This is a genomic window from Streptomyces sp. NPDC046215 (genome assembly GCF_040646215.1).
Taxonomy (GTDB): domain Bacteria; phylum Actinomycetota; class Actinomycetes; order Streptomycetales; family Streptomycetaceae; genus Streptomyces; species Streptomyces stramineus.
This window is the reverse complement of sequence record NZ_JBEYZW010000107.1, coordinates 1-22,911: the sequence shown is the minus strand read 5'-3', so window position 1 is coordinate 22,911 and position 22,911 is coordinate 1. Positions and strand designations below refer to the sequence as shown.

Genomic DNA, 22,911 nt, shown 5'->3' with positions numbered 1-22,911 from the left:
CCCCGCACCCTACACACCGCTTCCTCGAACCTCCCCAGGAGCCGCGCGGCCACCGCCGGCGCGCCCCGGGCGCGGGCGGCCCCCCGCCCCGCCCGGGGGGCGGCGGTGATCGTGCTCTGGCCGGCGAGCGCCGCGGCGCCCAGGGCCGCCAGGCCGAGCATGCGGCGACGTGACAGATGCTGGTGTGCTGACACGCTGTGTCTCCTGAACTTTCGGGGAGAGGAAGGCGGATCCGAGAGTCGGCGGAATAACACAGCCGGGGAGGTTTCTCGCCATGATCCGGTCCGGAATGGACGCTATGGACACCGTGTGAGGCATGTCAACGCGATCCGGGCCGGGCCGGACTAACCCTGTGGTCACCGGGCCCGGGGGTTCGGTCGCCCGCGGTTCCGCGGGCTTCGGTTCGGTTCGGTACGGAGGGGGCGGCCCGTACCGTACCGCTCAGTCGCCCTCCGGCCCGGGCAGCAGTGGTGCCAGCACGGCCAGTTCGGACCGTCCGGCGACGTGGAGCTTGCGGTAGGCGCTGGTGAGGTGCTTCTCCACGGCTCGGGAGCTCACTTCGAGCCGCTCCGCGATCTCTTTGTTGGGTGTGCCGTGGGCGGCGAGCCCGGCGACCCTGCGTTCGGCCCGGGTGAGCGCCGCCACCGCCACCGGGTTCCGGGAACCGGCCGGGTCGGCGAGTTCCCGGCACGCCTGCTCGGCGATCCACGGCACACCGCAGGACAGGGCCCGGTCGCGGGCCCGGCGCAGCCGGACCTCGCCCTCGGCGAATCGGCCCGCGGCCAGCAGCCGCCGGCCGAGGAGCAGGTCGGTCCGCGCCGTTTCCATGGTGTTCACGGACCGCTCCAGGGTGTCGGCGGACTCACGGAGCAGCTCGATGCCCCGCTCCCCCGCCGTGATCGCGCCCCGGACCCGCTGGGCGCGGCCGATGGCGGTGGGGGTGCCCCAGGCCACGGACCGTTCGTACTCCTCGTCGGCGAGGTCGTGGGCCGGCTGGAGCCGGCCCAGCCGGTGCTGGAGCCCGGCCGCCCAGGCGCGCCAGGGGGCGAGGGCGGGGTTGCGCCACTCGGCGCGTTCCGCCGAGCGGCCCCAGTCGAGGACGTACTCCAGGGCCGTGGCCGGGTCTCCCTTGGCCGCCGCGACGGATCCCCTGAGGAGCTGGAGGGGGGAGGGCCGGAAGTCGTGGTCGCCGGTCTCGTGCCGGTGGGCGAGCAGGCGCCGGGTCAGTCCGGCGTCCCGGCTGTGGAGGGCGACCGTGACGACGGCGGTCAGGGAGGGCAGCGTGGCCCACTCGGTCACGCCGAGGGCGAGGGCCTCCTCGGTGTGGGTCCTGGCGTCCTGCAGCCGTCCCCGGGCCAGCAGGGTGTGGGCGAGCTCGACGGCGATCGTCGCCCGGGGGACGGGAGTCGCGTCCCGGCGGGCACGTTCCCGTGCGGTCGTCAGCCAGGGGCCGATGGTTTCCAGCGACTCCGCGGCCGTCAGTACCGCGCACAGGAGGGTCAGCCCGGTATGGACGTGGTCGGGGGCCGCGGGTTCGTGCTGGAGGACGCGGTTGGCCTGGACGGCGGCCTCCGCGGCGGACATCCGCTGGGTGACGGTGGCGCCGTACAGGAGCACGGCGGCCAATTCGCGTTCTGCGGCGGTGCCCATCGGGGGCGTACCGCCGAGAGCCCGTAACCGCTCGGCGCAGCGGGCGATTTCGCCGGGCCCGGCCACAGCGACATGGCGCAGCCGGGCCTCCAGCCGCAGGGCGGCCTGGCGTTCGACGCCGGTGAGCCCGTCCGGGTCGCCCAGTTCGGCGGCTGCCTTGGCGATGGTGTCGATGACCGGCGAGGGGCAGCCGCCGAGCAGGGAGGGCGCGGTACGGGCGGCGGCGAGCGCGCGCCCCGTGGGTGTGGGGAGCAGGAGGAGCGCCTGGGAGAGGAGGCGCAGGGCGGCCTGCGGGTCGACGTCGCGCTCCGATGCGGCCAGGTCGAGCAGCAGGGCCGCCCGGTCGGCACCGGACGAGGAACTGCTGAGCAGGGCGCGGCGCAGGTAGCAGGCGGCTTGCGCGGGGGCTCCGCGCCGCCGTGCGGCGGTCGCGGCGGACCGCAGCACCTCGACGGTCCAGCCGTTGGTGCCCGAGGTGACGGCGAGGAGCTGGGCGGCGGCGCGTTCGGCCGGGTGGCCGTCGCTGTAGAGCAGTTGGGCGGCGCGCAGGTGGATGTCCTCGTGTTCGGCGAGTGTCATCGACTCCTCGGCGGCTTCCCGTACGGAGGGGTGGACGAGGCGGGGCGCGGGGCCGTCGGTCAGCAGGCCGAGGCGGCGCAGGCAGCGGGCGGCCTCCTCGCTGCCCGCGGTGTCCAGTTCCGCGAGGCGGCCGGCCAGTTCGAGTCCGGTTTCCTCGTCGAGGACCGCCAGTGCCCGGGCGAGGCGGCGTACCGGTTCGGGCTGGGAGCGCAGGGCGACGGCGAGGCGCTCGCGCAGGGCGACGTGCCGGGGTTCCGGGGCATGCCCGGCCCGCGGCCCGTCCGGGGTGAGGTCGGCCAGGGCCGCGGTGAGGAAGAGGGGGTTGCCGCCCGACGCCTCGTGATGGGCGGCGATCTGTGCGGGGCGGCCCGGGCGGCCCAGGTGGTCGGCGACGAGGGCGGCGACGGCTTTCACCGACAGCGGGGCCAGCCAGAGGCAGCAGGAGGCGCGTTCGATGAGTGCCTGTACGGGTGGCGCGTCCGCGCCCGGCTCGCCCTCCCGCACGCTGACGACCACGGTGACGCGCAGGCCCGGCAGCCGTCCGGCGAGCCCGCCGAGCCAGCGCAGGGAGGCGGGGTCGGCCCACTGGAGGTCGTCCACGAGGATCAGCAGGGGCTTGTTCGCGCTGTACTCGACGACGTGGGAGAGGAGCTCGGCGGACCGGTCCGGGCCGGGGTCGAGGTCAAGGTCGAGGGACCGGCAGCCGGGAAGCGGGTCGAGGAGCCGGCTCACGACGCCCAGGGGGAAGTCCTGTTCCCGTGCCGCGCAGCCGGTGGTCAGGGCGCGCAGGCCGCGCGGTCCGGCGAGCGCGGGCAGCCGTCGCAGCAGGGCGGTCTTCCCGCTGCCGATGCCGCCGGCCAGGGCCAGCAGGCGGCCGTCGCCCCGGTGGGCGGACTCCATCGCAGCGGTGATCAAGTCGAGTTCGCGTTGCCGGCCGCGAAGGGGTGTCATGGTCTCGCTTTCGGTCGGTGCCCCAGCGCGGCGGCCAGTTCGGGCCGGCCCTGGATGCCCAGCTTGCGGTAGGTCTTGGTCAGGTGCAGTTCGACGGCGCGTGGGGTGACGAACAGCTCGGCTGCGATGGCCCGGTTGGGCAGGCCGTCGGCGGCCAGTACGGCCACCCGTCTTTCGGCGGCGGTCAGTTGCCGCCGGGGCGCCGACGTGGTGGTGAGCGGCCGGTCGTCGCGGGCCCGGGGGTGGGCGGTGCGGCGGTCGGGTGGGGCGGCGGGGCCGGGGTGCCGTTCGCCGTCCACCGGGGTGTCGCGGGCGCCCCAGGCGCGCATGAGGTGCTGTTCTTCGGCGAGCAGGGCGGTGGCCACGGGGTCGGCGGGCGAGACGCAGGCCGAGGCGGCGGCCGGGCGCCAGGGCAGGAGGGCGGGGTTGGTCGCCTGCCGGGCGAGCAGCCTGCGGCCACACTCCAGCAGATCTGCCAGGGCCTGTTCCCGGCGGTCGCGCGCCAGGTGGGTCCGGCCGCGGGCGTAGCACAGGAGGGCGCCGGTCAGTCCGGCCCCGGTGCCGTGCGGGCCGGTCAGGGCGAGCAGCCGTTCGGCCTCGTCCGGCTCGCCCCGTTCCAGCCGCAGCAGGGCCTCGAGGGCGGTCAGCCCCGGAGTGGGGAACGGGGGCCCGTGGTGGCCGGACATGGTCTCCCGGGCCCGGTCCAGCGCGTCCGAGGCGGCCTCGGGCCGTCCCCTGCCCAGTTCGGCGAGACCGCTGACGAGCAGGGCCAGGCCGGCCACCGGCCGCACGTTCGCGTAGCGGGCCTCCACCACCACGGTGTCGAGGGCGGTACGGGCTTCGTCGTGGTCGCCGCTGAGCACCAGCGCGTGGCAGGCCACCACCCGGAGGAGGAGCGGCGTGCCACGGCGGGCGTCCGGGGCGAGGGCGGTACGGGCCAGCCGGCGGGCGCGGCCGATGTCCTGGCCGCGCAGGGCGGTGCGCCAGGCCGCGGCGGCGGCTTCCGCGGGTCCGGCGGGCCACAGGGGCAGCGGCGGAACCGCGGCGCGGTCCGGCTCGTGGGCGGCTTCCGGTTCACTCTGTTCGGCGAGCCAGTACAGGGCGCGCAGGGCGCTCGCGTCGTCGCCGTCCGGTGCGGCACGCCCGGCGGCCCAGGCGATCATCGGCTGAGCGGCGGCCGTGTCGCCGTGGGCCACGAGGAGTTCGGCGATGCGGACGGAGGCGGGGCCGGCGGTGGCGCCGGCGGACGCGAGCAGGGCCTGGCGCAGGTGCCGGCCGGCCGCTTCGAGGTCGGAGGGCGGGAGGACGGCCGTGAGTTCGGTCAGCAGGTCGGCGCGCCGGTCGGGCGGCGCCGGTTCGAGCAGGGCGCGCCGGAGCAGCCGGGCGGCTTCGGCCGGCCGGCCGGCGGCGCGGTGGCGGGCCGCCTCGCCGCGCAGGAGTCCGGCGGCCCAGTCGGCTTCGCCGGGCCGCGCATTCAGCAGCATACGGGCCACCGCGCTGTCGGGGGCGGCGGTCCGGTACGCCCACGCGGCGGCGCGGCTGTGGAGGTCCTCGCGGCTCCGGACGCTCAGGCCGGCCAGGACGGCCCCGGCCGCCGCCGGGTGCCGGAAGGCGGGCCGGTCGCCGGGGACCAGCAGGCCGGTGCCGGAGAGCTGGGCGAGGGCGTGCGTGGCGCGTGCCCCGGCGAGCGCGGTGATCATGGAGTGGGTGCAGTCGGGCCCGGCGGCCGCGACGACGCGCAGGACGTCGCGGAGTTCCTCGGACAGCTCCGCGAGGAGGTACCGGGTGCGCTGCTCGACGGACTCCGCGGCGCAGTCGGCGAGTCGGTGGAGGTGTTCGGCGGTCGGCTGCCAGTCGTGGCGTGCGAACCGGCTGACGACCGCGCGCAGCAGCGCGGGGTTTCCGTCGACGGCGCGTATCGCCGCCTCCTGGAACGCGGGGTCGGCGGGGGTGTGCCAGGCCCGGTCGAGGAGTCGGCCGACGGCCGGGTCCGGCAAGGGGCCGAGGGGAAGGATGTGCCGGTCGACGGTCCGGTCGCCGTCCAGCGGGCAGGGGTCGATGCGGTCGTCGGGGCCGGCGGGTGAGGCGTCGCTGCGGGCGGTGAGCAGCATCAGGCAGGTGCCCGCGAGGCGGCGGGCGAGGCTCTGCAGCCAGCGCAGCGACGCCGGGTCGGCCCACTGGACGTCGTCGATGACGAGGAGCAGCGGCTCGGTGCGGGCGGCGGCGAGGAACTCGGTGCAGAGGGCGGCCCGTTCATCGTGCCGTACGCCCGGCCGGGGTGGCGGTGCCGTGGCGTGGCCGCCGCGCGCCAGGGCGCCGCGCAGTTGCCCGGCGAGGCCGTAGGGCACGTCGGCTTCCTCCGGGCACGCCTGGGCGGCAACGGCCCGGACGCCGGCCCGTCCGGCCAGGACGACCGCGCGGTCCAGCAGGGCGCTGCGGCCGATGCCGGGCGGGCCGTGCACCTCGGCGAGCGCGGGCCGCCCCTGGCTCAGCCGCAGAAGCGCGGCGTGGAGCAGGGCCTCTTCTTCCTCGCGGCCGGTGAGCGGCGAGAAATCACCGGGGCCGTCGGGGCCGCCGCCGGACGGCCGGCCGGTGGGGGGCGGGGTCGTGTCGGTCGTCCCGGTCATCGGCCCGCAGCCAGCAGGTCGGCGGGGCGGAGGCCGCCGGGCAGCTCGGCGCGGCCGCGTACGTCGAGTTTGCGGTAGACGTTGGTCAGGTGCATCTCCACGGTGCGGGTGGTGATGAACAACGTCGCGGCGATCTCTTTGTTGCTCGCTCCGTTCCGGGCCAGGGCGGCCACGCGGCGCTCGCTGTCGGTGAGGGAGTCGAGCGGGTTGGCGGCGAGCTGCGGCATCCGCCCGCCCGCGCTGACCAGCAGCCGGCGGGCGGTGGCGGCGAGCAGGTGGTACCCGCTGTGCGTGGCTCTTTCGATGACGAGGCGCAGGTGGCGGCGGGCGCCGTCGGCGTCGCCGTGGCGCAGCAGTTCGTGGCCGAGCTGGAATTCGGCCTTGGCGAGTTCCAGACGGGCCGGGGAGGAAGCCAGGGTGTCCACGGCGTCGCCGAGCAGCCGCAGCCGGGCGCGGCCCTCGGCGACGCAGGCGGCGGCGAGCAGGCCCTGGCCGAGGGCCCGGGGGGTGCCCCAGCGCCGTACGGCCGGCTGGATCCGCTCGACGACCGCGGCGGCCTCGGCGGGCCGGCCGAGGCGGACGAGGGTGGTGATGGCGGGCAGCCACCAGGGGGCCATGACCGGGTTGGCCACGTCGGCTTCCTCCAGGCTGCGTCCGCACCGCTGCCACGCCGCCAGGGCGCCTTCCAGGTCGCCTTGTTCGCGCAGGGCCCGGCCCCGGGTGTAGAGGTAGTGGTGCCAATCAAAGATGCGGCGTTCGAGCACGGCGTCGGTGCGCACGACCTCGTCCAGTACCTGGCATGCCTCGGCGGTGTGGCCCGCGGAGAGCAGGGAACCGCTCAGGGCGAGCCGGGGCGTGGGCGCGGGGTCGCCCGGCCAGGCCTGCTCGGCGAGCGCGACCGCGGCCCGCCCGTGGTACAGGGCGCCGCTGATGTCGCCGGTGTCGTGGAGGGTGAGGGACCGGACGGACCGCGCCCATACCTGTACCCATCCGCCGTGGCGGGCGGAGCCGCCGGCGCAGAAGCGCTCCAGGGCGGCCAGTGCCTCGTCGGCGGCGTCCGCGTGGGCGAGGACGGTGGAGCAGCCGACGATCCACCAGCCGGAGCCGGTGGCCTCCTCGACCCGCAGGGCCGTGCGGGCGAGTGCGGCCGCTTCCTCGGCCGACCTGCCGTCCAGGCTCGCCATGGTGCTCATGGCGGCCAGCAACTGGCGCTCGGCGGGGCTGTCGCCACGCGGCGGTGTCCAGGTGCGGGCCCGTTCGCGAGCCCGGTACATGGCCGTCTTGTCGTTGACGGCAGTGACCAGGAGTGCCGAGGCGACGGTGGTGCGGAGTTCGCGGTCGGCGGGCCCGGGGTCGGGGCCCAGGTCGGCGTCGAGGTCGTCCAGGACGCGCCCGAGGGTGCGCACGGCGTCGGCCGCCTGGTGGGTTCCGACGGCCGAGAGGCCGTAGCCCATGGCGATGGCGGCCCTCTCCCGGGCGTCCGTGGCGGCGGCCAGGGCCTCGTGCAGGTGCTCCAGCGCGGCGGCCGGATCCGTCGGGGCGTAGGCCCTCACCAGCTCCCGGTGGATGTCCCTGCGTTCGGCCGCCGTCCGGCGTGCCGTCAAAGCGCGCCGCAGGCAGCCGAGAATGTCCCCGGTGGCGGCGTCGCCAGGTGCTTCGGCGATGGCGTCGCGGAGCACGGCGAGCATCCAGGGTTCGTCGATGCGTTCCAGGTGGAGGAGCTGGCCGACGATGTCGCCGACCGGCCGGCCGGCGTCGTTGAGCAGCCGGGCGGCCCGGGCCCGCAGCTCCTGCAGGGCGTCGGCCCGCATGCCGGTGAGGACGGCCTCGCGGAGGGGGTCGCGCATGGCGGGCCCGCGTCCTCCGGGGACGACGGCCTCGAACCGGCGCAGCACGCCCAGGGCGGCCTCCGCGCGCCGGCCGGAGACGCCCGCCAACACGCTCAGCAGGTCGGGTTCGGCCTGGCCGAGGACGGCCAGGGCGGTGGCCACCTGCCGTACGGAAGGGGGCTGGAGGGCCAGGACGTCCGGGATCAGCGAGGCGAGTACGCCGCCGTGGACCGTGTGCAGCCGGCGCAGGCTGCCGCGGTCGGGGCGGATCCCGGCCGTGCGCAGCCCGGCGAGCAGCCGCCCGAGCAGCAGGGGGTTGCCGCCGCAGATCTGCGCGCAGCGCCGGGCGAAGTGCGGGTCCACGGGCCCGCCGAGCGCCCGGTCGATCATCCGGCCGGTGCCGGGCTCGCTCATCGGCCCCAGCTCCAGCAGTGTGCACCGGTCCTGGGCCAGCAGTTCGGCCAGGACGGCGTTGCCGGGGCCGTCGCTCTCCGTGCGCTGGGCGAGGAGCACGAAGAGGGGGTGCGCGGCGACTCTTCGCAGGACGAAGTCCAGGCGGTGCAGGAGCTTTTCGTCGTATCCCTGGGCATCGTCGAGGATGAGGGCCAGCGGGCCGTCGGCCAGCAGGCGGAGGATGCGGCCGTGCAGCCGGCGGCGCTCCGCGTAGGGGTCGGGCGTTGCGGGTGACGGTCTCTCGGGTTCCGTCGGCACGGGCCCGCAGGGAAGGGCGGGCAGGTCGGGGAGCCGGCCGGGGGCGGCCCCGCCGCCGATGGTGCGTACGGTGAAGCCGTCGGCCCGCAGGCGGGTGACGGCGGCGGCCAGCAGGCTGCTCCGGCCGATTCCGGCGGGGCCCTGGACGAGTACGGCCTGCGCGGTTCCCGCCCGGGCCGTGGCGGCCCGCCGCAGCACACTGTTCAGTTCGGCGGAGCGGCCGACGAGGTCCTGGGACGACTCATGACGTGTCTCGGTGCTGGCCGCCACGGCGTTCCTTTCACGTAGCCGGCCGCGGCCTCGTTGACGATTGGCGCACCGGCGGCCGGTCCCCGGGGGAATCGGCCTGCATGATCCAGTCGGCATGACACTAAGGAGAGGAACTGGACAATTCCACAGGGCTTTGAGTCAGAGCGGGGAGATTTGGCCGGATTGGTGCCGTCGGGAGCGGGGGACGTCCGTACCCGGCCCTCGCACCTCCTCACTTCACGAAGCCTTCCCTTCACGCTTCACGAAGTCCTCCACGACCTCAGGGGGCCAGGTGCCGACCCGGAGCACACCCATGGAGTAGGCGCGGGAGACGAGCGCGGCACGGTTGGGCACCTTCAACTTCCGCAGCAGACAGGTCACGTGGTATTCGATGCCGTGCGGGCTCAGGTAGAGGCGTGAGGCCAGGGGGACGGTGGAAATGCCGGCGGCGATGCCTTCCAGGATGCGGGCATCCATGGCGGACAGCACCTTCTTCCGGTTGGTGACCACAGGCGTCCCCTCGGCGTTCCCGGCCGTGGGCATCATGACGAGGATCGCGTTGGTGCCGGGCAGTCCGCCGCGCACCGCGACCGCGGTGAGGGGAACGGTGAAAGCGGACCCCTCGCCGGGGCGCACGGCGATGACGGGGGTGTCGAAACGCTGGCGCTTGCCTTCGAGCAGGTGGGAGAACTGGCGCAACAGCGGCTGCTGGACACTCGGGTGCACCACGTCGCGGATACTGCGGCCGCACAGTTCCTCCGAGGAGCCGTTGAACTGGCGGAAGAACTCCTGGTTCGCCTGCTGGATGGTCAGGGCCGCGTCGAGCCCCGCCAGGCACATGCCGGCCTGGTCGGGCCGCTGGCGGACGTCCGCGCTGCCCTCCCGGTCCGACGAGTCGCCGTCCGCCTCGAACCGGGCCGAATCAATGAGTGTGGGGACTGTATTCAGCAAGGGTGGATCCCCTTCATGAAACTTCATGTGCCGGTGGGATTAATCGAAGGCTAGTTAGCCACTGGTGCGGGGAGCAACGACCGCCATTGCCAAGTCGCTTAAACCTGCGGCTCGACCGGAAAAGGTTCGGTCGCGATCCGCCACTTCGGTGGCCCTGTACGGCTGAATTCCCGCCAATAGTCACCCTTTTGCGCCACAGCCGGGCCGGGTTTTCACTCTCCGCACAGAGGCGATTACCGTCCGGCGGCATGCGGGGTTTGCGGGGAGGAGCGCGGCAATGGGCTCCGGGCCGTGTGACGTGGCGAATGAAGAACACATCACTGCCGCATTAAATTCACCGCCGGAATACGCGGACGAGTACGCGCCGCTCCGGGTTGCGGCGTTCTCGACAAAAACGCGTCGGGTGTCCCCCGGTAACGCCCGGGAACTCCGGACCGGCCGTTACCGGGGGACACGGCACCGGCCGCGCGGGCCGCCGGGAAACGAAGACCGGGCCGCGGGCGGCGGAGTCTAGGGGTTTCCCGGCAACCGGCGTGAGATCAAAGGTGAGTACGGCCAGCCGACCCGCACGGGGGTGTGCTGGACGAGCCCCCGCCACCCCTGAAAGGGAACCCATGGACTCCGCCCGACGGCCGATCCTCTTCGTCAGTCTTCCGGAGAGTGGCCTGCTCAACCCGCTGCTCGTCCTGGCGGGCGAGCTCTCCCGCCAGGGAGTGGAGGACCTCTGGTTCGCCACCGACGAGCCACGGCGCGACGCTGTGAAGCGGATCGCGGAGCGCTCCGCGGTGGAGTTCGCCTCCTTGGGCGATGTCATCCCCGAGCTGTCGGCGGTCACTTGGAGCGACGAGGTCTACCGCGAGGTCACCCAGAGCTCGCGCTTCAAGGCTCACCGCGCGGTCATCAAGCAGTCCTTCAAACCCGGTCTGCAGGACGTGAAGTACCGTCGGCTCGCGGCCGTCGTCGACGAGGTGCAGCCGGCGCTGATGGTCATCGACTGCATCAGCGGCTTCGCGATCGACCTGGCCGTCGCCCGGGGGATCCCCTACGTGCTGAGCGTGCCGTTCCTGCCGAGCAATGTGCTGACGGCCTTCACCCCCTTCGGCAAGAGCTACACCCCGAGGGGCTTCCCCGTCCCGCACACCGGGCTGCCGGGCAGGATGAGCCTCGCCCAGCGCGTCAGCAACGAGCTGTTCAAAATACGGGGCGTCACGATGTTCTGCACGCCCAAGATGAGCAGCACCCTCCTGGCGGACCACCGGCGGCGCAAGTCGCTCGGCCTCCCGACGCTCACCCTCATGGCGAGGATCGAACAGGCCGAGCTGATCCTGTGCAACTCGATCGCGGAACTGGACTACCCCTTCGACATCCCCGAGAAGATGCGGCTGGTCGGCGCGATGGTGCCGCCGCTGCCCGAGGCCCCGCACGACGTGGACCTCTCGGGGTGGCTGGAAGCACAGTCGTCCGTCGTCTACATAGGGCTCGGCACCATCACCCGGCTGACCCGCACGGAGGTCGCCTCCATCGTGGAGGTCGCCCGCCGGCTCGTGGGCCGGCACCAGGTGCTGTGGAAGCTGTCCAGGGAACAGCAGCGGCTGCTGCCGCCCGAGGAGGCGCTGCCGGCCAACCTGCGCATCGAGAGCTGGGTCCCCTCGCAGCTCGATGTCCTGGCCCATCCGAACGTGAAGGTGTTCTTCACGCACGGCGGCGGCAACGGCTTCAACGAAGGGGTGTACTTCGGCAAGCCGCTCGTGGTGCGCCCCCTGTGGGTGGACTGCTTCGACCAGGCCGTCCGCGGCCGGGACTTCGGCATCAGCCTGACCCTGGACCGGCCGCAGACCATCCATCCCGGCGACGTCGTCGACAAGATCGAGCGCGTGCTGGGCACCCCCTCCTTCCGCGAGAACGCGGAGCGGCTCGGGGCACTGCAGCGCGCGGCGGGCGGCCGGGAGGCCGCGGCCGCCCGGATTCTCGGGCTCCCGGCCCTGGCATGAGCGCACACGCACACCCGCCGCACACAAGGAGGAAGGAACCGACGATGTCGTTCACGTACCCGGTATCGAGGCCCGCCCTGGACGGCAGAGAGCTCGAATACGTCACCTCCACCGTCGAGGACGGCTGGATATCGTCCCAGGGGCCGATGATCCAGCGCTTCGAGCGCGCCTTCGCGGACTACAACGCGGTCGCGCACGGTGTCGCCTGTTCCTCCGGAACGGCCGCCCTCACCCTGGCCCTGCGGGCCCTGGGCATCGGCCCGGGGGACGAGGTGATCGTCCCCGAGTTCACCATGATCGCCTGCGCGTGGGCGGTCACCTACACCGGCGCGACGCCCGTGTTCGTCGACTGCGCGGACGATCTGAACATCGACGTCACCCGCATCGAGGAGAAGATCACCGCACGGACCAAGGCGATCATGCCCGTCCACATCTACGGCCGGCGCTGCGACATGGACGCGATCATGGACATCGCGTACCAGTACAACCTGCGCGTGGTGGAGGACTGCGCCGAGGCCCACGGCGTCCGCCCGGTCGCGGACATCGCCTGTTACTCGCTCTTCGCCAACAAGATCATCACCTCGGGCGAAGGGGGTATCTGCCTCACCGACGACCCCAGGCTGGCCGGACAGCTGGAGCACCTGCGCGCCATGGCCTTCACCAAGGAACACAACTTCCTGCACAAGAAGGTCGCTTACAACTACCGGATGACCGCCATGCAGGCCGCCGTCGCCCTGGGCCAGGTCGAGCGGCTGGACGAGATCCTCGCGGCGCGCCGCACGATCGAGAAGCGCTACGACGAGGGCCTCGCCGACGTCCCCGGCATCACGCTGATGCCGCCCCGGGACGTGCTGTGGATGTACGACCTGCGGGCCGAGCGCCGTGAGGAGCTGCGGGCGTACCTGGCCGACCAGTCCATCGAGACCCGGCTCTTCTTCAAGCCGATGAGCCGGCAGCCCATGTACCTCCACCCCGACTGGCCCTCGCTCAAGGCGAACGACTTCGCCGAGGACGGGCTGTACCTGCCCACCCACACCGGGCTGACCGCCGCCGACCAGGACTTCGTGATCGGCAGGGTCCGCGCGTTCTACGGCGTCGGCTGACCGGCCCGTCCGAGAGGGGATTTTCCGCACATGACGCAATCCGCACCACGGGTGGTCGACTTCCCGCTGCGCAGCCCCGGCGTGCCCTTCCCACCACCCGGTTACGCCGACTACCGCGGGCGGGAGGGGCTGGTCCCCTCGCGGCTGCCCAACGGCGAACGGGTCTGGCTGGTCACCCGGCACGAGGACGTACGCGCTGTACTGACCCACCCGAAGATCAGCTCCAACCCCGATCACCAGGGCTTCCCGAACGTCGGCGAGAGCCTGGGGGTGCCCAAGCAGGCGCAGATCCCGGGCTGGTTCGTGGGGCTGGACTCCCCGGAGCACGACCGGTTCCGCCGGGCGCTCATCCCGGAGTTCACCGTCCGGCGCGTGCGGGAGATGCGGCCGGCGATCGAGCTCACGGTGGAGGCGCGTCTGGACGCCATGCTGGCCGCCGGTGATTCCGCCGACCTCGTCGCCGACTTCGCGCTGCCCATCCCGTCCCTGGTGATCTCTGCGCTGCTCGGCGTGCCGCCGACCGACCGCGAGTTCTTCGAGTCCAGGACGCGCACCCTGGTCGCCATCCGGGCGTCGACCGACCAGCAGCGGCAGGCCGCTGCCAAGGATCTGCTGCGCTACATCGGCCGGCTGGTCGAGATCAAAGGGAAGTGGCCCGGCGACGACCTCGTCAGCCGGCTGCTGGCCACCGGTTCGATCGCCCCGCACGAGCTGTCGGGCGTGCTGATGCTCCTGCTCATCGCCGGCCACGAGACGACAGCCAACAACATAGCGCTGGGCGTCCTCACACTCCTGACGAACCCTCAGTGGATCGGTGACGACCGGGCCGTGGAGGAGACGCTGCGCTTCCACTCGGTCGCCGACCTGGTGTCCCTGCGGGTGGCGGTCGAGGACGTGGAGATCTCCGGGCAGCTCGTCAGGGCGGGCGAGGGCATCGTGCCCCTGGTGGCCGCGGCCAACCACGACGAGACCAGTTTCGCGTGCCCCCACATGTTCGACCCCTCCAGGCCCGCCCGGCACCACGTGGCCTTCGGCTACGGCGTGCACCAGTGCCTGGGGCAGAACCTGGTGCGGGTCGAGATGGAGATCGCCTACCGGAAGCTCTTCGAGCGCATCCCCACCCTCGAACTCGCCGTACCCGCCGAAGGGCTGCCCTACAAGCATGACGGCGTGGTGCACGGTCTGCACGAACTGCCGGTCCGCTGGTAGACGCCGTCCGGCCCCGCCCGCCGAACGCGCCGCAGGCCGCCCGGCGGGCCCCGAACCCGACCGCAGGAGAGAGACACCATATGCGCATCACCGTCGACCCCGGCCGCTGCGTGGGAGCGGGCCAGTGCGTGCTGTCCGCGCCGGAGGTCTTCGACCAGGACGAGGACGGGCTGGTCACCCTCCTCGACGCCGGGCCCGGCGCCGGCAAGGAGTCCCCGATCCGGCTCGCGGGTGCCCTGTGCCCGTCCCAGGCGATCACCGTGCACGAGGACTGATATCCGACCCGGGTGATCCTCCGACCGCGTCCCCCACCGATGAAAGCACTTGAAAACCGGGAGTGAAGGTGTCCGTCAGCACAGATGACCACGCGATTGATCCGCCTGCCGCGCACGACGCGCCGGCCCCGGACGAACCGGTGGCGATCATCGGCATGGCCTGCCGGCTGCCCGGCGGAGCCGACTCCCCCCAGGCCCTGTGGGCCCTGCTCGCCGACGGGGCCCATGCGATGTCCGGCTTCCCCGCCGACCGCGCCTGGGACCTCGACCGGCTCTTCGACGACGACCCCGACCGCCCCGGCACCACCTACGCGCGCGAAGGCGGCTTCCTGCACGACGCCGGCCATTTCGATGCGGGCTTCTTCGGCATGTCCGACCAGGAGGCGACGGCGACCGACCCGCAGCAGCGGCTGCTCCTCGAAGTCGCCTGGGAGACCTTCGAACAGGCGGGCATCGAACCGACGGCCCTGAAGGGAACCCGCACCGGCGTGTTCACCGGCGCGACGCACCGCGACTACGCCGCCAACTCCTCCGTCGGGCAGAGCGCGCTGGAGGGCATGCTCGGCACCGGGACCGCCGGGAGCGCGGCCTCCGGACGCATCGCGTACACCTACGGGCTGGAGGGCCCCGCGCTGACGGTGGACACCGCCTCCTCGTCCTCCCTCGTCGCCCTGCACCTGGCGTGCCGGTCCCTGCGGTCGGGCGAGTCCTCCCTGGCGCTGGCCGGCGGCGTCACCGTCATGGCATCACCGGCGCCGTTCACGCACTTCTCCCGGCTGCGCGCTCTGTCCCGCGGCTCCCGATCGAGGGCCTACGCGGACGGCGCCGACGGCACCGTATGGTCCGAGGGGGCGGGGCTGCTCCTGTTGGAGCGGCTCGGCGACGCCCGGCGCAACGGGCACCGCGTCCTGGCGCTCGTACGGGGCTCCGCCGTGAACCAGGACGGCGTCTCCGACGGGTTCACCGCGCCGAGCGGGCCCGCGCAGCAGCGCGTCATCCGTCAGGCCCTGGCCGACGCGCGGCTGGCGCCGCGGGACGTCGACGCCGTGGAGGGCCACGGCACCGGCACACCGCTCGACGACCCCGTCGAGGTCCAGGCCCTGCTCGCCACGTACGGCAGAGAGCGGCCCGAGGGACGCCCGCTGTGGCTGGGATCGGTGAAGTCGAACGTCGGGCACACGCAGGCCGCCGCCGGAGCCGTCGGGGTGATTAAGACGGTGCTCGCGATGCACCACGGCCTGCTGCCCGAAACCCTGCACGTGGACGCGCCGACGTCCCGGGTTGACTGGTCCGCCGGCTCGGTACGCGTACTGACCGAGGCCCGGCCGTGGCCGCGGGAGAGCGGACGGCCGCGCCGGGCCGGCGTGTCCTCGTTCGGGCTCACCGGCACCAACGCCCATGTGATCCTGGAGGAAGCGCCGGCCGAGGACGTCGCGGAAACCGACACCGCGGAGGTCCCGGAACCGAGCGGCAGGGCGACCGCGTCCTGGATCCTGTCGGCCCGCAGCCGGGCGGCGCTCCGTGCTCAGGCACAACGGTTGGCCGAGCGCGTGCAGGCCGACCTCGGGCTGTCCGCGCAGGACGTCGCCTACTCGCTGGCCACCACACGCGCCCGGCACAGGCACCGGGTCGTCATCAGCGGCTCCGGACGGGCGGAACTGCTGTCCGCGACGGCGGGATTCGGGAACGGCAAGCGGGCCGCCGGGGTCACCACCGAGGACTCTCCGCCGGGAAGGCTGGCCATCGTCTTCCCCGGGCAGGGCGGCCAGCGGCCCGGCATGGGGCGCGCCGCGGCCGAGGCGTTCCCCGTGTTCGCATCCGCTCTGCGCGAGGTGTGCGCCGCCATGGACCCGTTGCTGGACCGTTCGCTCATGTCGGTGATGTGGGCGGATCCGGACTCCGAGGAGGCGGTCCTCCTCGACGACGCCACCTACGCGCAACCTGCGCTGTTCGCCGTCCAGGTCGCCCTGTACCGGCTTTTCGAATCCTGGGGCGTGACCCCGGACCGCCTGGTGGGGCACTCGGCCGGCGAGACCACCGCCGTTCACGTGGCGGGCGGGCTCGACCTCAAGGACGCGTGCATTCTGTCGGCGGCCCGGGGCCGGCTGATGGACGCGCTGCCGCCCGGCGGGGCGATGGCGGCGGTCCGCATCTCGGAGAGCGACCTCGCTCCGTGGCTCGCGGAGTTGCCGGACCCGGTGTCGATCGCCTCCGTGAACGGGCCGCACTCCCTCGTGCTCTCGGGTGCCGAGGCTCCCCTGGCCGCACTCACGGACCGGCTCGACGCCGCCGGCCACAAGTCCCGGCGGGTCGCGGTGAGGGGCGCCGCCCACTCGCCGCTCATGGAGCCCCTGCTGGAGGAGCTCGGCGCGATCGCCCGCACCCTGTCCTATTCCGCTCCGGCCGTCCCCGTCGTCTCGACCGTCACCGGCAGGCACATGACCACCGAGGACGCCCACGATCCGGACTACTGGGTGCGGCACCTGCGGGATTCCGTGCGCTTCAAGGACGCAGTCGACCGGCTTCACGACGAACGCGTCACCGGGTTCCTGGAGCTGGGCCCGCATCCGGCACTCACACCGATGATCGACGAGTGCCTGGAGTCCGCCGAACCCGGCTACGGTGCCACCATCTCGCCGAGCCTGCGCGCCGGAGAAAGCGAACCGCACGCCCTGCTCACCGCGGTCGCCCGGATGCACGCCCATGGTGTTCCCGTCGACTGGCGCGCGGTACTGCCCGGGGCGCGGCCCGTTCCCCTGCCGACCTACGCCTTCCAGCGACGGCGGTTCTGGCTGGCGTCCGCCCCCACGGACCCGGCGGCCCTCACCGTCGTCACCGACGACGGACCGGGCGACGACGATCCATCGGAGCTCGCCGCCCGGCTGACCGGCCTCGGCGAAGGCGAACAGGACGCACTCATACGGGGCTTGGTTCTCACCGAGACCGCAGCGGTGCTCGGCGAGCAGGAGCCATCGGCCGAGGCGGGCAGAGCGGCGTTCAGGGACATGGGCATCAGCTCGGTGAGCGCGGTCGAGCTGCGCAACCGGCTCACCGCGGCCACGGGCGTGCGGCTTCCGGCCACGCTCGTGTACGACCACCCCACACCGGACTCCGTCGTCCGGCTCGTACGCGACAGGCTCTCGCGCACGGCCGCCCCGGTGCGCGACATGGACTCCGTCGTGGCCGAGCTGGAGTCTCTGCTCACGGCGGGTGCGGAGCTCTCCGCGGAGACGGTGGCGCGGCTCAAGGCGGTGACGGCGGGGCGGGGCGGCGGCGCGGGCAGTTCCACCAGCGGCGTTCTCGACCTGACATCGGCCAGTGACGACGACCTGTTCCGCCTGATGGACGCGATGGGCTGACGGCGGGCGCGGGTCCCTTTCCCGGGGCCCGCGCCCCCGCTCTGTGGGCCCCGGCATCCACGGCACACGCCGCCCGGAATCCCCCGCGCGGCACTCGGAACACTCTTCTGCGGGAGATCAGCCATGAGCGGGCTCGCTCGACCTACCGCCCGGACGGGCGAAGACATCATGATCGAGGCGGACGGCGTCAGCAAGGTCTTCGGTTCCCTGCGCGCACTGGACTCGGTGAGCGTGTCCGCGCGCCGGGGCACCGTACTCGCTTTGCTCGGACACAACGGAGCGGGCAAGACCACGCTCGTCAATGTCCTCACCGCCGCCCTGCCACCCACTTCGGGACGGGCCGCGGTGGCCGGTTTCGACGTCTCGCGCGACCCGCACGAGGTGCGCAAACGCGTGGGGCTGACGGGCCAGTTCGCCTCGGTCGACGCCCAGCTCTCGGGGCGGGACAACCTCGTCCTGCTGGCCCGGCTGCTGGGCGCGGACCGCAAGTCGGCCCGCGCCAGGGCCGATGAGCTGCTGGAGCTGTTCGGCCTCCAGGACTTCGCGGCGCGCCGGCCGGGCACGTACTCAGGCGGGCTGCGCCGGCGGCTCGACCTGGCCGCCTCCCTCGTCGGTCGCCCGGACGTCGTCTTCCTCGACGAGCCGACCACGGGCCTGGACCCGTCGAGCCGGCTGAACCTGTGGGAGATCGTGGAAGACCTCGTCGCCGGGGGCACCACGGTCCTGCTCACGACTCAGTACCTCGAGGAGGCGGACCGGCTCGCGGACTCCATCGCCGTGCTCTCCGCCGGCGCGGTGATCGCCAGCGGCACCGCCGCCGAGCTCAAGTCCAAGGTGGGCCGGCGCACCCTGACGGTGACCCCGGAGGACGGGGCGGACCCGGTCGTGGCCTGCGAGGCCGTACGGCGGGCGGGCCTGGAGCCGATGGTGGAGCGCGCGGACGGCACGATCGTCGTCGTCATCGAAGCCTCGAAGGACGCCGCGGTCGTGATCAGGGCCCTCGACGGGGCGGGGGTCGAGGTCACGGAGCTGTCCTTCGGGGAACCGACCCTCGACGACGTCTACCTCACCCTGGCCGAGCGGCCCACCGGATTCGCTTCGTGATTCGTTCGCGTACATCGCTCAACGCACAGATCGTGGAGGCTCCATGACCACACAACAGGTCGTCGCAAAACCCGACTCGACGCCGCCGGCCCCGGAGGACACCCCGGGGCCGGCGGTCGCGTGGGACGGCACTTCGTTCCTCACCCAGGTCCGGGTACTCACCGGCCGGTCGCTGCGGGCGCTGGTGACCGACCCCGGCGTGATCGTCTTCGGTCTGGCCCAGCCCGTGATCCTGCTGTTCTTGCTGACCCAGGTGTTCAGCGGGATGGGCATGCCGCCGCACTTCCCCAAGGGGATCAGCTATCTCGACTTCGTGATGCCGGCGGTCCTGGTGGACAACGCGGTGCACTCCGCGATCCAGTCCGGGATCGGGGTGGTGGACGACCTCAAGAACGGCATGGTCGCCCGGCTGCGCTGCCTACCCATCCACCCCAGTTCGCTGCTGATCGCCCGCAGCCTGTCGAACCTGGTCCGGGCCGCGGTGCAGATCGTGATCGTCATCGTGCTGGCCGTCACCGTTCTCGGCTACTCCCCCAAGGGCGGCACGGGGAAGCTCGTCGCCTCGGCCGGGCTGGTGCTCTTCATCACCTGGACCCTGGGGTGGGCGTTCATCGCGGCCGCCGCGTGGCTGCGGCGGGCGGAGCCCATGCAGAACCTCGCGGTCATCGCGATCTTCCCGCTGCTGTTCGCTTCGAGCGCCTACGTCCCGATCGCCGACCTGCCCACGTGGCTGGGCACGGTCGCGAAGGCCAACCCGCTGACGTACGCGATCGACACGACGCGCGCCCTCGCGCTCGACCTGCCCGGCGCCGGGGCCGTGGTGCCCGCGTTGCTCATCAGCGTCGGTGTCGCCGTCGTGGGCGGCGTACTCGCGGCGGTGGGCTTCCGCCGTCCGCTCTGAGCCGACTCGCTGCCTTGGGCTCTTTCGGCTCCGCCGACGATCCACAGGGCAGCGGCCCGAAACGAAGCGGCCCGTACCGGGAGTTCCGGTACGGGCCGCTTCGTCGTGTCAGGACAGGCCGAGCTCGTTGTCGAGGAGGTCGAAGACCTCTTCGTCGGAGGCGGACTCGAAGTCGAAGTCCTGCTCGTCCGGGGACCCGTCGCGGCCGGCTCCCACGGCGGCGTCCCGCAGGGCGCCCCACTTCGTCCTGAGCACCTCCAGGCGGCCCGCGATCTGCTCGTGGATCTCCTCCGTGACATCGAGCCCGCCGAAGGCCTTCTCCAGCCTGTCGAGCTCACCCAGGAGAGCCTCCTGGCCGGAGGGCGGCTCGGGCGCGATCAGGGTGTGGAGGTACCCGACGAGCTCCACGGGCGTCGGGTAGTCGAAGAGCAGGGTCGCCGGCAGCCGGACGCCGGTGAGGGCACTCAGCCGGTTGCGGAGTTCGACCGCGGTCAGGGAGTCGAAGCCGAGGTCCTGGAACGCCTGCTCCGGGGCGATCTCCGCGGCACCGTCGTGGCCCAGTACGACCGCGACCTGACCGCGTACGGCCTCCAGCACGACCTCGCGTCCCTCCGCCGCGGACAGCCCCGCGAGCCGCTGCGCGAAGCCGGCCGCGGCCTCGGTGCCCGCACCGGCAGCCGCGGTCCGCCGCCCCGGTGTCCGGATGAGGCCGCGCAGGAGCGGCAGGGGCTCGCCCTGTGCCCGCAGGGCCGCGAGGTCCAGGCGGACGGGGAGCACCACCGGCTCGGTGGTGCCGAGAGCGGTGTCGAAGAGCGCCACGCCCTCCTCGGCCGTCAGCTCGGGCATCCCGGAACGGGCGATCCGCTGAAGGTCGGCCTCCGTGAGAGTGCCGGTCATGCCGCCTTCCTGGGACCAAGGGCCCCACGCCAGCGAGACGGCCGGGAGCCCTTGCGTCCGGCGGTGGTGGGCCAGGGCGTCCAGGAAGGCGTTGCCGGCCGCGTAGTTGGCCTGGCCCGCGCTGCCGAAGGTGCCCGCTACGGAGGAGAAGACGATGAACGCGTCGAGGTCCGTGTCCCTGGTCGCTTCGTGGAGGTTCCAGGCCGCGTCCACCTTCGGCCGCAGCACGGCCGCGAGCCGCTCCGGGGTCAGGGAGCCGATGACGCCGTCGTCAAGAACACCGGCGGTGTGCACGACAGCGCTGACGCGATACCGGGACACGAGATCGGCCACGGCCGCGCTGTCGGTCACGTCGCAGGCTTCCACGACGGCGTCCGCACCGAGCTCCGCAAGCTCGGCGACGAGCTCCCGGGCCCCCTCGGCCGCAAGGCCGCTACGACTGACCAGCAGCAGACTCCGCACCCCGCGCTCAACCACCAGGTGCCGGGCCAACGTCCGGCCCAGACCACCCGTACCACCGGTGATCAGGACCGTGCCGCTCGAGTCCCGGGCGACATCCGCGACGTCCTGCCTCCGCACGCGGGCGAGACGGACAGCGAGCACCTGACCGTCACGGAGCAGGAGCTGAGGCTCATCCGTGGCAAGCGCCTGCGGCAACGCCGTCAGATCGGCATCGCCTCCCAGATCCACCAGGACGAAACGCCCCGGATTCTCCGACTGCGCGGAACGCACCAGACCCTGGACGGCGGCACCGGCGAGGTCACCGCCGGCCGACGCGCCACGCGTCACGAACACCAGGCGCGAGTCCGCGAACCGCTCGTCGGCCAGCCACGACTGCACCAGCTCCAGCGCCCGGGCGGTGGCGGCATGGACCGACTCCACCGTTCCGGCGGGCCCTGCAATGGGCGGCAGGAGTACGGCGTCGGTGACGCCGGCCTCGGCCAGGGCGTCCAGGTCCGCATGGGCCTGGAGCGTGAGACCGTTCAAGACGCCCTCGGCGTCCTTGCCGAGTAGGGCGAGCGAGGTGACGGGCTCGTCCGTGAGCTGGACGCCGGTCCAGTCGACCTTGAAGAGGGAGGCCCGGTCGCCGGTCCGCAGCTGGTCGGAAGAGATCGGACGCACGACCAGCGAGTCCACCGAAGCGACCGGCAAGCCGGCGGAGTCGACGATCGCGATCGATATCCCACCGCCGACGGTACGGATACGAACGCGGACGTGCGAGGCGCCGGACGCGTGCAGCGAGACGCCCGTCCACGAGAACGGAACACCTCCCTCACCGTCTCCCCCGCCGAACACCGACGCGTGCAACGCGGCGTCGAAGAGTGCCGGGTGAAGACCGTAGGCAGCGCCGTCGACGCCTTCGGGAAGCCGGACTTCGGCGTAGATCTCGTCACCGGACTTCCAGGCGGCCCGCAGGCCCTGGAACGCCGGGCCGTAGGTGAACCCGGACTCCGCGAACTGCTCGTAGCAGCCGCTCACATCGAGAACCTCGGCGTCCCGCGGGGGCCATACGGACGTATCGAAGACCGCTGCCTGGACGCCTGTGGTGACGGACCCGCTCGCATGCAGCGTCCACGGTTCCTCACCTTCACGTGAGTGCACCGCAACCGCCCGACGACCGGAATCGTCCGGCTCACCGACCCACACCTGCACCTGCACACCAGCACCCGAACCAGGCAGCACCAGCGGCGCGGCGAGCGTCAGCTCCTCCAGCACATCACAGCCGACCTCATCCGCCGCCCGCAACACCAGCTCCACCAACGCCGTACCCGGCACCAGCACCGACCCCAGCACCACATGATCAGCAAGCCATGCAGGCGACGCGGACGACAGCCGCCCCGTGAACAACAACCCACCGGAACCCGCCAGCTCCACCGCAGCACCCAACAACGGATGCCCCGCCGAACCCAGGCCCGCGAACCGCACATCACCCGCACGCACGGCCCCACCCGACGGCCAGAACCGCTCATGCTGGAACGCGTACGTCGGCAGATCCACCTGCCGCGCGCTGGTGCCGGCGAACAACACCGGCCAATCCACTCGCACGCCCTGGACATACAGCTGCGCCAGAGATTCGAGTACCGCTGTCTCCTCGCCCCTGTCCCTGCGCAGGGCGGGGACGAGGACGGCGGTTCCGTCGGGCAGTGACTCCTGCGCCATGGCCGACAGCGTGCCGTCCGGGCCGAGCTCCAGGAACCGCGTCACGCCTTCGGCGCTCAGAGCCTGGACACCGTCCGCGAAGCGCACCGCCTCACGCACATGACGAACCCAGTAGTCGGCCGAAGCCAACTGGCCCGGCTCAGCAAGCCGGCCCGTCAGGTTGGACACCACCGGCACCGTCGGCACACCGAACGTCAGCCCCGCCACAACCGCACGGAACTCCTCCAGCATCGGCTCCATCAACGGCGAGTGGAAAGCGTGCGAGACCCGCAGCCTGCTGGTCTTGCGTCCCTCGCTCTTGAAGTGCTTCCGGATCGCCTCGACGGCGGCCTCGGCACCGGACACCACGACCGACGACGGGCCGT

12 protein-coding genes are annotated in these 22,911 nt (G+C 72.9%); 7 read left to right on the top strand and 5 right to left on the bottom strand.

What is annotated here, in order from left to right; genetic code table 11:
- Nucleotides 1-441: 441 nt before the first annotated feature.
- From ABZ951_RS30155 to ABZ951_RS30140, 4 genes are all read right to left on the bottom strand, one after another.
- Nucleotides 442-3,180, bottom strand: a complete 2,739-nt coding sequence (locus ABZ951_RS30155) for an AAA family ATPase (RefSeq protein WP_344084424.1) — start codon at nt 3,178-3,180, stop codon at nt 442-444.
- Nucleotides 3,177-5,807, bottom strand: a complete 2,631-nt coding sequence (locus tag ABZ951_RS30150; protein ID WP_361281228.1) for an AAA family ATPase — start codon at nt 5,805-5,807, stop codon at nt 3,177-3,179. Before ABZ951_RS30150 ends, ABZ951_RS30155 begins: the two co-directional genes overlap by 4 nt.
- On the bottom strand, nt 5,804-8,617 hold the full coding sequence (locus ABZ951_RS30145) for a LuxR C-terminal-related transcriptional regulator (RefSeq protein ID WP_344084430.1): 2,814 nt from the start codon (nt 8,615-8,617) through the stop codon (nt 5,804-5,806). Before ABZ951_RS30145 ends, ABZ951_RS30150 begins: the two co-directional genes overlap by 4 nt.
- Before the next feature lie 216 nt (nt 8,618-8,833).
- Nucleotides 8,834-9,436 carry a LuxR C-terminal-related transcriptional regulator gene (locus ABZ951_RS30140; protein ID WP_344084746.1) on the bottom strand — a complete coding sequence of 201 codons (603 nt, stop codon included), beginning with the start codon at nt 9,434-9,436 and terminating at the stop codon, nt 8,834-8,836.
- Between the two features lie 725 nt (nt 9,437-10,161).
- On the opposite strand from ABZ951_RS30140, the gene ABZ951_RS30135 reads away from it, so the two are divergent.
- From ABZ951_RS30135 to ABZ951_RS30105, 7 genes are all read left to right on the top strand, one after another.
- Nucleotides 10,162-11,538 carry a glycosyltransferase gene (locus ABZ951_RS30135; protein ID WP_344084433.1) on the top strand — a complete coding sequence of 459 codons (1,377 nt, stop codon included), beginning with the start codon at nt 10,162-10,164 and terminating at the stop codon, nt 11,536-11,538.
- 44 nt (nt 11,539-11,582) lie between these two features.
- A complete protein-coding gene (locus ABZ951_RS30130) occupies nt 11,583-12,641 on the top strand; it encodes a DegT/DnrJ/EryC1/StrS family aminotransferase (RefSeq protein ID WP_344084436.1) in 1,059 nt (352 codons plus the stop codon).
- A gap of 30 nt (nt 12,642-12,671) precedes the next feature.
- The gene (locus tag ABZ951_RS30125; protein WP_344084439.1) at nt 12,672-13,850 is read left to right on the top strand and encodes a cytochrome P450; all 1,179 of its coding nucleotides are present in this window, start codon (nt 12,672-12,674) and stop codon (nt 13,848-13,850) included.
- An 80-nt stretch (nt 13,851-13,930) separates the two neighbouring features.
- Nucleotides 13,931-14,125: a ferredoxin gene (locus tag ABZ951_RS30120; RefSeq protein WP_344084443.1), complete on the top strand. Its 195-nt coding sequence runs from the start codon at nt 13,931-13,933 to the stop codon at nt 14,123-14,125.
- Between the two features lie 68 nt (nt 14,126-14,193).
- The gene (locus ABZ951_RS30115; protein ID WP_344084446.1) at nt 14,194-17,484 is read left to right on the top strand and encodes a type I polyketide synthase; all 3,291 of its coding nucleotides are present in this window, start codon (nt 14,194-14,196) and stop codon (nt 17,482-17,484) included.
- A gap of 123 nt (nt 17,485-17,607) precedes the next feature.
- Nucleotides 17,608-18,588 carry an ATP-binding cassette domain-containing protein gene (locus tag ABZ951_RS30110; protein ID WP_344084449.1) on the top strand — a complete coding sequence of 327 codons (981 nt, stop codon included), beginning with the start codon at nt 17,608-17,610 and terminating at the stop codon, nt 18,586-18,588.
- 43 nt (nt 18,589-18,631) lie between these two features.
- The gene (locus ABZ951_RS30105; protein ID WP_344084452.1) at nt 18,632-19,489 is read left to right on the top strand and encodes an ABC transporter permease; all 858 of its coding nucleotides are present in this window, start codon (nt 18,632-18,634) and stop codon (nt 19,487-19,489) included.
- A gap of 108 nt (nt 19,490-19,597) precedes the next feature.
- Here the strand turns inward: ABZ951_RS30105 and ABZ951_RS30100 are convergent.
- Nucleotides 19,598-22,911, bottom strand: a 3,314-nt coding sequence (locus ABZ951_RS30100) for an SDR family NAD(P)-dependent oxidoreductase (protein WP_361281221.1), incomplete at its 5' end; no start/stop codon positions are given.

What these genes read in the sequence shown, in the direction of transcription:
- ABZ951_RS30120 (WP_344084443.1), top strand. Translation starts at nt 13,931, where the DNA reads ATGCGCATCACCGTCGACCCCGGCCGCTGCGTGGGAGCGGGCCAGTGC.
- ABZ951_RS30130 (WP_344084436.1), top strand. Translation starts at nt 11,583, where the DNA reads ATGTCGTTCACGTACCCGGTATCGAGGCCCGCCCTGGACGGCAGAGAG.
- ABZ951_RS30150 (WP_361281228.1), bottom strand. Translation starts at nt 5,807, where the DNA reads ATGACCGGGACGACCGACACGACCCCGCCCCCCACCGGCCGGCCGTCC.
- ABZ951_RS30140 (WP_344084746.1), bottom strand. Translation starts at nt 9,436, where the DNA reads ATGTGCCTGGCGGGGCTCGACGCGGCCCTGACCATCCAGCAGGCGAAC.
- ABZ951_RS30105 (WP_344084452.1), top strand. Translation starts at nt 18,632, where the DNA reads ATGACCACACAACAGGTCGTCGCAAAACCCGACTCGACGCCGCCGGCC.
- ABZ951_RS30125 (WP_344084439.1), top strand. Translation starts at nt 12,672, where the DNA reads ATGACGCAATCCGCACCACGGGTGGTCGACTTCCCGCTGCGCAGCCCC.
- ABZ951_RS30110 (WP_344084449.1), top strand. Translation starts at nt 17,608, where the DNA reads ATGAGCGGGCTCGCTCGACCTACCGCCCGGACGGGCGAAGACATCATG.
- ABZ951_RS30135 (WP_344084433.1), top strand. Translation starts at nt 10,162, where the DNA reads ATGGACTCCGCCCGACGGCCGATCCTCTTCGTCAGTCTTCCGGAGAGT.
- ABZ951_RS30155 (WP_344084424.1), bottom strand. Translation starts at nt 3,180, where the DNA reads ATGACACCCCTTCGCGGCCGGCAACGCGAACTCGACTTGATCACCGCT.